The following is an 11,895-nucleotide window of genomic DNA, read 5'->3' on the forward strand; positions in this document are numbered from 1 at the left end:
CATATGTCCTTAATCAGTCAGTTGAATCCAAGATCGTCTTCCTATCGCATCCTCACTTGAAGACTCTTCTTCTAAAATAAGCTCACCTGTCTCGGCATCACTCATAAATTTCACTTCAGTGGAGCCAGAACCAGGAACACGTCTGCTGATTTTAGGTGGAGAAATGATACTGTCATAGCCTTTACCTGCGACAACTGGCACCTCGGTATCTGGCTCACCGTCACCATCAGTATCTACATAGAGATCATTTGCATCAATCACACCATCGCCATTGATATCCAGCGGCTGATAGTTCAGAGGTAGTCCCGTGTAATAATCTAATTCCATTAACCAACTACTACCACCAAAATCACATGCATCTTCTGATGGAACAAGTGACGTAAAGATCACTTTTTCATCTCGGATAATGCCTTCAGAAACTTGTCTTTCACCACTATTTTCACCTGATGATGCACTGACTAAGTCAACATACCAGCCTCGGTCATCAGTGTTAGCTGTACCCCAGTTAATGATTTTATCTGATTCTGAGGCCGATATTGTCCGATAATTCGTGCCTAGAATCGTAAATTCAGCCATTGCCCGTTTATTGAGTTGAGCCCGAGAAAATGCATAACGTGTATAGGAGGATGTATCAGCATCATATACTCTCGGATCCCAAATAGCGTAAAAACTTTGTGTAACTTGATCAACCGGAGTATTGTCGCCAACTTCAAAATATTTACCGGTACCAAATAAAAGTAAATAGCCATTTTTTTCGTTATGAAGCTCTACTTTAACTGGTGTTGTAATTGGTTGAATGTTGTCTTTGTTACAGCTTGTCCCGAAACACGCCGAGTATAACGGCAGTGGCTTATTAGTATCCGCATCTCTGTATGTAAAGTCCCAGTCATTCTTATTATTGCTACCAATTTCAATGCTCCAAACATTACCAAACATATCGCCGGCATAAATCAGATCGGTGGTGCCATCTTGGTTTGTGTCGATAGCTGTCGGCGTGGCGATTCCATTTGGTCTAAACTGTTCGGTTGGATCCTCATTTTTGCCTGTTTGTGTATCAAACTTACGAATCAGGCTACCGGTTTCTATATCTACGATATAGATATAACCATTGCCATCTTCACTGTCATGGCTTGCATTATTTGCACTGCCATCAGCGTCATTATCAAAAGTATTGTTGTACCCGCCACTAAATAAGGCCGCCCATTTACCGTTATTCAAACGAACAATATTTGCTTGTCCCATGGTGTATCCCATATCGGGATCATTCTTATCGGTAAATTCCCACAACACTTTTTTAGCTGATTCTGTTTCATTTGAAAATGCTGAAGGATCCGTAATATCTAAGGCAAAGTAACCTTGACCACCCGCACCAAGACCTGAAACAAGTACTGTATGCCAGCTGCCATCAAAAAAGGCATCCACAACAGTCGGACTGGCATCAACGTAATATTTGTGTGAGTAGCTGGGGGATGATAATTCTTTCAAGTTGTCATAGACACTATTCGGGACGTAGGCAAACTTTTCAACTCCAGAATCAGCATCAAACGCATGCAACATACCATCATTCGCCCCTACATAAATCATAGCGGTTCGGTTCAGATAGGTGCTGACAAACTCAGAATATAGGACAGAATCTTCTGGCTCATCATCTTCTGATCTATTGCCCCATTGATCGTAATAATCTGATCTAGGAGGACCAAGTAACACTGGAGAGGAATTAATAATATCGCCAAGTAATTTAGTTCGTGTTCTATAGATACCCTCAGATTTACTCTGTTCTTTCGATTGGTTACCACGCAGATAATTCAATACATCTTCGCTACCTAATGATAATTTTTGACTAGAATTCAATGCATTCCAGTCAAATGCATAACCATTATTACCATCAGAGGTGAATATCACACGTTGATTAGCGCTTGGAATTTTATTAGCAGCATCCCACAATGCTGAAGGTAATAATTGTCCATCGTCATCAAAGCCAAACGCTAGTAGTCGTCCTGTCCAGTCGCCACTGTTAAAACGGGCTTGATAGACTTTACTGTCACTAGTTATGGCACCCGAGTTAACGGCAACAGCAGCGGAGGACGAAGTTCTCGATGTGATATTTTGTAAAATGCCAGCAAGTGATTCGGCAAACTCATCAGGATCAGCAGCACTGAAAAAATTACCATGACTATTGACTGCAGCATGCCATAAGTCATCTATTTTTGCTGGGTTTGAACTTCCCGGGTCAGGCCATGATTTGGTCGGAGGGGTGGCTGAAAGAGCGTCTAAATCATTCTCTGGGTCGAGTGAGCCTTTGACCCCGAGCCCCACGGTGAATGTGACCATGTGTTGCCAAAATGCTGGATCTTCTGTGTTGGTTGGTACTTCATTTTCTAAGTCTGTCCGAAGATCCCGTTTCCAGTAGTGCATGGCTGTATCAGCCAGTGTATTTGACCATGAGTCAGAGAAAGGGGGAGATGCAATGTACGTATAATCGTCATCATTGGGACCACTGATGGCGGTGCCGTTGCTATTATCGACATTTCCAAGCCCAGGGCTGCCGCCATTCCAGTAGCCATCTGTAGTAAGAATATGATAGCTCTGACGACAAGTCAGGTGAGTAGAGGAGTCATCAGTACCTGGGGTAGCTCCCCATGGTCCTCTGTTGTCGGTTCTTTCGTAATATTGGCCTACACTGGCTGCAGCTGATCTGAGAGGTGTCCCGTAATTGTTAATCACATGATCGTAGAGGTTATCGTAAAATGCGGTCCTGTTTGCACCGCTAAATTTTCTGACGCCTCTGATGAGAGCTCTGTTACTGCTGACACCATCGATAGTGCGGCTACCCTCGTTTATTGCAGCAAAACCGACACGGGAATTTTCAGATTGGGTGGCAAATGCGCGGCCTACACCAGCACGAGCTGTCAAAATTCTTGAGCGGTAATATTGAAACCAGTTAGCAAAGTTTTGTATTTCTTCATCACGAGTTCGAGTCGTACCGTTTGGACTGGTGAATGTTGTACTAGCTGAAGTGGAGTCGGTAATTCTTACCCGTGTATAGCGAGAGCGATCTAATCGCAATGCCTCTGAGTCAGAAGCGCTGCCATTGTATTTGTAGTATGTGATGGGCCAAAAACTATGGTTACCATTGCATGGGTCTCCATAAGCACTACCGAGGCTACTGCCATGTTTGAACCAGCATGAATATTGTGTTTGTTGAGTTTTTAAGTTGATACTTCCACGTGAAGGATCGGCCGGATTATATAGCGCAGCTGATGGATTCGCATTTCCCATACTCGTGCCATCAGCCTTACTCCAAGGCACATAAGTCACATCTGGATTGTAGAACACTGCGTTGTTGACAGATGAGCGTGAAAAGAAGTTATGGACGTTATCGTCATCAAAGTTTGGTACCTGGTTACTGTAGGTAACACCACCATAAAGACTGGACGGTCTAGGGAACAGGTAATTCGCATAATGTAAATTCTCATCAGGCATGACCTCCCATTGCATGGAACCTGAATCATCAAGTGTAAACATGATATTCGGTGCAACCACACCACCGAGATAGAGTGGCACATTACTGATGTTGAGATTAGCTGCTGAAGATGTCAGCGAGTAAATACCCAATAATACGAGCGCTGTGAAAGAGGATAATTTATTCATATTTTTACCTCATACGAACGACAGACTGTAAAAGGACCACGGATTGCACTGAGCCACCCACACCGCGGGCAGTAACGCGGTAGAACTTAGCACCACCTTGTTGCTGGTCTCGAGGCTTATTACCGTTACTATTTCCGGGTTTTATAATTTCTTCAATGACATAACGTGGTGGGCTGACAGCACCTTGTGGTTGGGTGGCGGCTGTGCCATTTGCAGTCCACCAGGCGGCGTTACGTTGAAGCCACCAAGGGGTCGCATCTGTGCCGACAGGATCCATAGATTGTTTGGTCCAACACCCGGGGGCACCAGTATCGGAACAAATTGGCAGATTAACCCAGTTTAAGACGGTACCTTCACCAGCTCGTAACGCCACTTCAGCTGCTTTAAACGCTATATCTCTGTCAATTTGATTAGCTGCCATTTTTTCTTCCATGACACCTGTACGCATGGCAAAGATTCCTATCATGGTCAGCAATAACAGCATAATGAGACTGACAATCAAGGCCGCACCTGATTGTTGAATTTTCATAATATACGGTTCCTGAGCGTTATTGTTTTGGTAAAGACTTGCCTCAACCTGCCGTCATCTGGGGTGATGACATTGCCCTCGAGGGTATAGGTGCCATCCCCTAATGCCACATTATCATTTTGTTGAGGGTCAATATTGATCATGACTAAGGAGATGCGAACACTGATAACCTGCTCCCAGTCAGCCACTGCATTTGCTTTGACATATTGGTCTACACTACCGTTATTGCTGGTATCGACACCATACTCCACCTGCATCTGTTCGACACCTTCGATAAGTACATCTGGATTTTTTCCTAGCACCATCTGATAAAGAGAAGGGTAATTACTGGGGCCATTTCGAATAAAAAAAGTATGTGTAGTGATGGTATTTAACCAGCCCTGACTTAGGCCAGATAGTCCCAAGTCAACTCTACTATTTCCAGGTGTACCGATACCTGTTTCATGTTCAAGATTGCCGTCTACTGAGGGATCATTGGTCACCTGAAAAATCACGCTATTATTGCAGTCAGAAGCAATCACGATGTTAGCACACTCACCAGGCTTTGCTTCTGTCGCCGGATCGCAGTCATCCAGAGGATTATCCTGTGGAATTTTAACCGGAGCAGAGGGGCCTAAACTGCTATCGAAATGACTCACTTCAATAAAGACATTGCTCACTGTACGTAAGGTAAATACATCACTACCTGCTATCGCTTGATTGATTCCAGCAGGTAATGCGGGAGACCAGCCACCGTTGTTATCTGCTTCGTGGCCTAAGACTGGGGCACCACCTATGTCCCAGAAATAATTATTTGCCGTGTTCAGATTATTGACTAGGCTTCTACCTGTACCCCCTGAATTTCTTCCTGTAGCCCCTCTATTCCCTGTAGGGATAGAGTTACAACCGATGTAACCGGCGCGGTCTAAAAGCGATGAAATGTGATGAATTGCATAGCGTCCATCTTCTTGCATGCGCGCTTTCATATCTTGTACACGATAGGTTTGACGCGTACTAACGAATAACTCTATTACCCCAGCAATCAGTAAAAGGCCTATGACAAGTGCCACCATCAATTCGACTAGAGAAAACCCTTTTTCTTTATTCATATTGCACTTTCCAGAACCATTGTCGAGGTCGCATAGTCACCATAATTAGTATTCTCATCACCAATTTGAATATCTGACCATCTCACCGTGATCGTACAAATGAAGGGCTGGTTCACAAGAAAGTTGCCACACACAATTTGTCCTTCACCTGCAGGAAGATAGGCTGATAAAGCCGCTCGCCATTCTCGAACATCCGTATCAGAAACACTATTGCCAGCTGGCGTTGCCCCATTAAAAAGGATGTCATAGTTTTTTGCATAGGTTGCCGTGGTATTGGCTTTCATGCGCTCTAGTATGCTGCCAGCAAGAATATTAGCTTGGGTTTTGAGGCCTGCGGTTGAGTTGGCCTTGAGGGTGGTGACTTGTAAATGTGCCATACCAAGTAAACCTATAGCTAAGACAAATACTGCCACCATAACTTCCAGTAAGGTAAAGCCGGTTTGTTGACGTCTCATCATGGGCAAACATTCCCGATAGAAATTCTGCTACTACCTGACTGGTTCACGGTAATAATTCTTTCATTGCTGCCTGTCGAGCAAAAAGTGATATTGCCATTTGGGAAACCTAGTGTGGATAGAATTTCACCTGTCGGCATAAACCGAAATCCACTGCCTGTATTTCCGGCAGCGACTGACGTAACGCTGTCCAATGCATTTTGTTGAGATAGAAAGCAATCCTGATTCTCTGCACAAACTGCCCCTACATCTCCAAGCGATTCATCAGCATCCCAGTCAGTAAATACATTCCAACCACTACTCCAGTCACCATTGGTAATCGGTAGCATGGTGACTTGAATGCCTCTTCTGATAGCTTCGCTGCGTGCCAGTTGCATGGTGCCCATAAAATCATTTGCTGTCGTGATAAGGCGGTGGTCTCGAATCATTTGAGAAAAACTAGGGGCAGCAATAGCTAATATGATGGCTGCAACAGCGAGTGTTACCATCAATTCAACTAAAGTAAATCCTTGATTAATTTTGTCTTTTACCACGTCGTATCGTCCTCTCCATGTGGTCGGTTTTAGTCTTATTTATTTTCTCAGTCAAGCTTCAATCAATAGACTTTGTGGGGCTTGTCTCATATTTTGAAAAATAACGGTGAATATCAGCCATATCGTCATTTTAAAGTGTAGCAACATGGCGGCAATAGGGGGAAATCTTTGCCGCCATGTTCGACCAATATGTTGCCGAATTCTTATCTGTTTATCGGCAATTCATGAGCTTAGTTTAGTTGGCACGTTAAATGCTGAAGGACAATTGTAAATGAGGATGGAGGCGTACAGATGCCGATTAATTTTGATAGTGCGATTGGAGTTCATGCTGATGCATTGCGGGTGCGATCACAGCGTGCAGAGTTACTGGCCAGCAATATGGCTAATGCTGATACGCCTAATTACAAAGCTCAGGATATTGATTTTAAAGAGACTTTGAAGAATGCGATGGCAGGATCTTCTCCTAGCCAACTGAACACGACGAATAACAAACACTACGCCACTAATCCGGAATCTAATGGGCTTATGGGACCCATCCAATATCGAGTGGCCACTCAGGACTCACTTGATGGCAATAGTGTCGATGAGGAGGTTGAGCAGGCACAGTTTATGCAGAATGCTGTTCAGTATCAGGCCAGCCTTCAGTTTTTGGGTGGCAAGTTTAGTTCGATGACACGAGCACTGAAAGGAGAGTAGGCACTATGTCTTTATTTAATATTTTTGATATTGCCGGTAGTGGCATGAGTGCTCAGTCTCTGCGTCTGAACACAACAGCAAGTAATCTAGCGAATGTGGACAGTGTCAGTAGCAGTGTTGATCAAACATACAAAGCCAGACAACCGGTCTTTGCGACCGTACTTGATGATGTTCAGGAAGGTTACAAGCAGGGTGCAGTGCAAGTTCAGGGAGTGGTTGAAAGCCAGGCACCTGTGAGACAGGAATACAACCCAAGTCATCCAATGGCAAACGAAGATGGCTATATTTTCCACTCTAATGTGGATCCAATTACCGAAATGGCAAATATGATGTCCGCGTCACGTTCCTATCAAAACAACGTTGAAATCGCGAATACCTCAAAACAATTGCTGTTAAGAACATTACAGTTAGGGCAATAAGGAGGGGTGAAAGATGGCTGTGAGCGGCGTTAACGATAACAATCCGTATGCATTCTTGAACTCAAATCGTTCAGAAGAAACCAAAAAAGATCCTGGCACATTGGGCATGGAAGATTTTATGTCCTTGATGACCACCCAATTAAAGTATCAGGATCCAATGAACCCCATGGAAAATGGTGATTTTCTTGGACAAATCGCATCTTTTGCTCAGGTCACAGGCTTATCTGACTTGCAGGATTCGTTCTCTACTTTTTCTAACTCGATGCAGTCTAACCAAGCACTGCAGGGATCATCATTAGTAGGACGTAAAGTACTACTTCCATCTTCAATCGGTAATTTAACGGCAACAGATGGTATGTCCGGGCGGATAAATGTTGCCGATCCTGTCACGGATCTAAAAGTGAATATTTACGACGAGGCTGGCGTGGTGGTTCGTACCATCGAAATGGGTGCTGCTTCGGGCTATACCGATTTCACCTGGGATGGATTTGACGACAATGGTGAGGCCTTACCAGAAGGTGTTTATCAGTTTAAAGCCTCGGGTACGGTAGACGGATCTAACACGGCTTTTGCCACCGGGGTTATGGCTCAGGTATCGAGTGTATCCATTAGCTCGACCGATGGCCTGATAGTGAATTTGGCCGGAATTGGTTCTGCGTCATTTAGCGAAGTAGTTGAAATTCTTTAGGAGAACATCTTATGTCATTTAGTACAGCTTTAAGTGGTTTGAATGCGGCAACCGCCGATCTAAATGTCAAATCAAACAATATTGCTAACGTCAACACGACAGGCTTTAAGATGTCTCGTGCAGAGTTTGGTGACGTCTTTGCCGTGTCGGCGTTTGGTTCAACCAATCAAACCGCGATTGGTAGTGGCGCAGTGTTACAGAACGTGGCTCAGCAATTTAACCAGGGTAATCTGGAATTCACTGATAATTCCTTGGATCTAGCGATAAGTGGGCAAGGCTTTTTTGCTTTAGCACCTGAGTTGGATAGTGGTGAAGTCATCTACACTCGGGCGGGTGAGTTTGGTGTGGATAAGGATGGTTATATTGTTTCAAATGAGGGCTGGTATCTGAGAACGTTCCCTGTTGATTTGCAAGGCAATATTTCAGCCACAAGTATGAATGCAACCTCGCCAATTCAATTACCGGCTTCAGTGGGTGCGCCTGAAGCTACAACGGCGCTAACTATCGCGACCAATTTGCCTTCTACTTCTGATGGCATTATCGATAGTGGTACTGGTGGTATTTTGGCGATTGATCCGACGGATGACACCACATACAGCTTTTCAACATCAGCCACGATTTATGATTCATTGGGTAATGAACATATTGTGACCACTTACTATCAGCACATTGATGAAGCAGCCTTGGATGGTGGTACACCTGTCGGTGACAATCAATGGCAAATGGCTGCTTATGTGGATGGTGGTGAAGTCAAAGGTGGTACGGCTGGTGTCCCCTATGCGTTAGAAACCGATGCCAGAATCAGTTTTAATGCCGACGGTACACTTGCCAGCGTTGATGCCGATCCTGGTACGGCGGCGCTTGATGATGTGGTCATATCCTTCACAGATGGTGGTGCTACGGAGTGGGCCAGTGGTGCCGAAACTCAAGATATTACTATCTCATTGAGAGGGTCGACACAGAACTCAGGTAGCTTTAACGTCGGTGCCTTGACGGTCAATGGTTTTCCGACCGGACGTTTGACGGGTGTTGATGTGAGTGAAGAAGGACTGATTCGCGCAAACTATAGTAATGGTCAAGCCATCCCAATCGGTAAGATTGCTATGGGTAACTTTGCCAATCCACAAGCGCTGAACAAAATTGGTAGTACGGCATGGAAGGAAACAACAGATTCTGGCCCGGTCATTGCAGGAGAAGCTGCGACAGGTAGTTTTGGTCAAATTCAGGCGGGTGCATTAGAAACCTCGAATGTTGATTTGACAGCAGAGTTAGTGGGACTGATTACAGCACAACGTAACTTCCAGGCGAACTCCAAAGCGATTGAGACAAATAACGCTATTACTCAGACCATTATCAACCTGCGATAACGTTTTTAGTATAAATGCGCTGTTTAAAACAGCACATTGAGGGTGAAAAAATGGACCGTAGCTTATATATCGCCATGAATGGCGCTCAACAAACCATGCTTGCTCAGGCAGCCAATGCCAATAATTTGGCGAATGTGAACACAACAGGGTTCAGGGCTGACTTTGAGCAGTTCAGAAGTATGCCAGTGTTTGGTGAAGGTTTACCCAGCAGGGTCTACTCAATGCTGGAACGGCCTCAGACGGATTATCAAACTGGCTCGATTCAATCTACGGGACGTGATCTGGATATTTCTGTTCAAGGCGAAGGCTTTATTGCTGTGCAAGGTAAAGATGGCCGTGAAGGATACACGCGTGCAGGCGATTTGCATGTCACCGAAGCAGGGCAGCTCGTCACAGGAACGGGTCTGGCCGTGATGGGAGAAGGTGGACCTATTGCCATCCCACCGGCACAAACTGTCGAAATTGGCAGTGATGGCACGATATCTATCCGTCCTATTGGTGAAGCGGCAAATGCCCTTGCCGTATTAGACAGGATTAAATTAGTCAAACCAGACTTGCAGCAAGTGTTTAAAGATAGTGATGGCCTCATGCGTATGCAAGATGGCTCTGAAGCACCTTTAGATGCCACAGTAAAAGTCGCTTCCGGCACACTGGAAGGAAGCAATGTGAATGCGGTTGGGGCGCTGGTAAATATGATTGAGTTGCAGCGTCAATATGAGATGCAAGTCAAAATGATGGATACAACCCAGGAAAATAGTGCGGCATCGGCACGTTTAATGCAGATGAGTAATTAGCATTCAATGTAATACTGACTGCATAGATTTCAGGAGACAATTATGAATCAGGCTTTGTGGATTGCCAAAACCGGCCTTGATGCCCAACAAACACGAATGTCAGTTATTTCAAACAATCTGGCTAACGTGAATACAACAGGTTTTAAACAAGATCGTGCCGTTTTTGAAGACTTGCTATATCAGACTATAAGACAGCCTGGTGCCCAGTCTTCAACAAGCACTCAACTACCATCCGGCTTAATGATTGGTACAGGTGTTCGCACTGTTGCGACGGAAAAGTTACATGGTCAAGGTAATATTATTCAAACTGAACAAGCATTGGATATTGCTATTAATGGTCGTGGTTTTTTTCAGATTTTAATGCCTGATGGCACATTGTCGTACACTCGTGATGGTACATTTCAATTAGACTCTGATGGTCAGATTGTGATGTCAAACGGTAACCCTTTAGAACCCTCCATTACGATTCCAGCTGACACGCAGAGTATCACGGTAGGTTCAGATGGCACGGTTAGCGTAACTCAGCCAGGTACGGCTACCCCGACCATCGTAGGCAACATTGAGTTAGCTGACTTTGTTAATCCAACAGGTCTGCAGCCTATCGGTGAGAATTTATTTCAGGAAACCGGCGCCAGTGGCACACCGATAACGGGAACGCCTGGATTGGATGGCTTTGGTCAAACGATTGGGGGCGCTTTAGAAACATCGAATGTGAATGTGGTGACTGAGCTGATCAATATGATCGAAACTCAACGCGCCTACGAAATGAACTCAAAAGCGATTTCTACTTCCGATCAAATGCTGCAGTACGCCAGCCAAAATCTCTAGTTACAGCACTTGGCTACCTGGTCCCCCACCAGGTAGCCTTTTTTCTTTTTCAATATTCACTATCTTACTCATTTTTGGCACGAACTCTGCAAGATTATTTCATGTGAAGTTGGTTTTTTCGGAGTGTCAAAATGAAAACTGTTGCCCCATTTTTAGTATTTCTTGCTGTGGCAATGTTATCGGGTTGCTACAACAATGAAGTGAAGCGTGACCCCGCGTTTGCTGCTGTTCGTCCTGCTCCTATTGAACCACAAGATAATTATGACGGTGCTATTTTTGACGCACGCAGTAATATTTCTCTATTTGAAGATTATCGTGCAAGACGAGTCGGCGATATTTTGACGGTGAAGCTGGAAGAGCAGACTGATGCCGAAAAAGAAACAGAAACCACTGTCAGTAAATCAAATAGTAACAACATCGATAATCCAACATTGTTTGGTACTACGCCTCAATTCAATTTACCCAGTCAGTTACCTTTAGCCAACACAAAAGATAACAATTTGGCATTTGGTATTGGCTCTAACTCAGATTTTACTGGTGCGGGCGACAGTGATCAGAACAACAAACTGAGCGGTAATATCAGTGTTTCGGTTGTAGAAGTACTGCCAAACGGCAATATGGTGATTCGTGGTGAGCGAGTCATCACTATCAATCAAGGCAATGAATATATCCGGTTGTCAGGCATGATAAGTCCCAGAGATATTGAGGCCGATAATTCTATTTCGTCTATCCGCATTGCCGATGCTCAGATTTCTTATGTAGGAGATGGTCCGACTAATGATGCCAATGTGATGGGCTGGTTAAGTCGATTCTTCGTCAGTGCATTAATGCCTTTCTAAAGGGTGAA

Annotated in this window: 12 protein-coding genes; 7 read left to right on the forward strand and 5 right to left on the reverse strand. The window is 44.6% G+C overall.

Features of this window, described 5'->3' with window-relative positions:
• Nucleotides 1–9: 9 nt before the first annotated feature.
• From B3V56_RS12120 to B3V56_RS12140, 5 genes are read right to left on the reverse strand one after another with little or no spacing between them, the layout of a single operon-like run.
• On the reverse strand, nt 10–3,651 hold the full coding sequence (locus B3V56_RS12120; RefSeq protein WP_289284338.1) for a pilus assembly protein: 3,642 nt from the start codon (nt 3,649–3,651) through the stop codon (nt 10–12).
• 4 nt (nt 3,652–3,655) lie between these two features.
• Complete coding sequence (locus B3V56_RS12125) at nt 3,656–4,180, reverse strand: pilus assembly PilX family protein (protein WP_286305630.1); 525 nt, start codon at nt 4,178–4,180, stop codon at nt 3,656–3,658.
• Nucleotides 4,177–5,268, reverse strand: a complete 1,092-nt coding sequence (locus tag B3V56_RS12130) for a PilW family protein (RefSeq protein WP_289283778.1) — start codon at nt 5,266–5,268, stop codon at nt 4,177–4,179. Before B3V56_RS12130 ends, B3V56_RS12125 begins: the two co-directional genes overlap by 4 nt.
• Complete coding sequence (pilV, locus tag B3V56_RS12135) at nt 5,265–5,726, reverse strand: type IV pilus modification protein PilV (RefSeq protein WP_289283779.1); 462 nt, start codon at nt 5,724–5,726, stop codon at nt 5,265–5,267. Before pilV ends, B3V56_RS12130 begins: the two co-directional genes overlap by 4 nt.
• A complete protein-coding gene (locus tag B3V56_RS12140) occupies nt 5,723–6,256 on the reverse strand; it encodes a GspH/FimT family pseudopilin (RefSeq protein ID WP_289244606.1) in 534 nt (177 codons plus the stop codon). Before B3V56_RS12140 ends, pilV begins: the two co-directional genes overlap by 4 nt.
• Nucleotides 6,257–6,547: 291 nt before the next feature.
• On the opposite strand from B3V56_RS12140, the gene flgB reads away from it, so the two are divergent.
• From flgB to B3V56_RS12175, 7 genes are all read left to right on the forward strand, one after another.
• The gene (gene flgB, locus B3V56_RS12145; RefSeq protein WP_286305626.1) at nt 6,548–6,952 is read left to right on the forward strand and encodes a flagellar basal body rod protein FlgB; all 405 of its coding nucleotides are present in this window, start codon (nt 6,548–6,550) and stop codon (nt 6,950–6,952) included.
• Between the two features lie 5 nt (nt 6,953–6,957).
• The gene (gene flgC, locus B3V56_RS12150) at nt 6,958–7,371 is read left to right on the forward strand and encodes a flagellar basal body rod protein FlgC (RefSeq protein ID WP_286305625.1); all 414 of its coding nucleotides are present in this window, start codon (nt 6,958–6,960) and stop codon (nt 7,369–7,371) included.
• Nucleotides 7,372–7,384: 13 nt separating this feature from the next.
• Nucleotides 7,385–8,059, forward strand: a complete 675-nt coding sequence (locus B3V56_RS12155; protein ID WP_289284339.1) for a flagellar hook assembly protein FlgD — start codon at nt 7,385–7,387, stop codon at nt 8,057–8,059.
• Nucleotides 8,060–8,070: 11 nt separating this feature from the next.
• Nucleotides 8,071–9,426, forward strand: a complete 1,356-nt coding sequence (flgE, locus tag B3V56_RS12160) for a flagellar hook protein FlgE (RefSeq protein ID WP_286305623.1) — start codon at nt 8,071–8,073, stop codon at nt 9,424–9,426.
• 50 nt (nt 9,427–9,476) lie between these two features.
• A complete protein-coding gene (gene flgF, locus B3V56_RS12165; protein WP_286305622.1) occupies nt 9,477–10,220 on the forward strand; it encodes a flagellar basal-body rod protein FlgF in 744 nt (247 codons plus the stop codon).
• A 42-nt stretch (nt 10,221–10,262) separates the two neighbouring features.
• Nucleotides 10,263–11,048: a flagellar basal-body rod protein FlgG gene (gene flgG / locus B3V56_RS12170; protein ID WP_286305621.1), complete on the forward strand. Its 786-nt coding sequence runs from the start codon at nt 10,263–10,265 to the stop codon at nt 11,046–11,048.
• 131 nt (nt 11,049–11,179) lie between these two features.
• Nucleotides 11,180–11,887, forward strand: coding sequence for a flagellar basal body L-ring protein FlgH (locus B3V56_RS12175; RefSeq protein ID WP_289283781.1), 708 nt, complete (start codon nt 11,180–11,182; stop codon nt 11,885–11,887).
• The last annotated feature ends 8 nt before the right edge of the window (nt 11,888–11,895 follow it).

The sequence above is a fragment of the Methylophaga sp. UBA2513 genome, from assembly GCF_002341285.1.
GTDB lineage: Bacteria > Pseudomonadota > Gammaproteobacteria > Nitrosococcales > Methylophagaceae > Methylophaga > Methylophaga marina.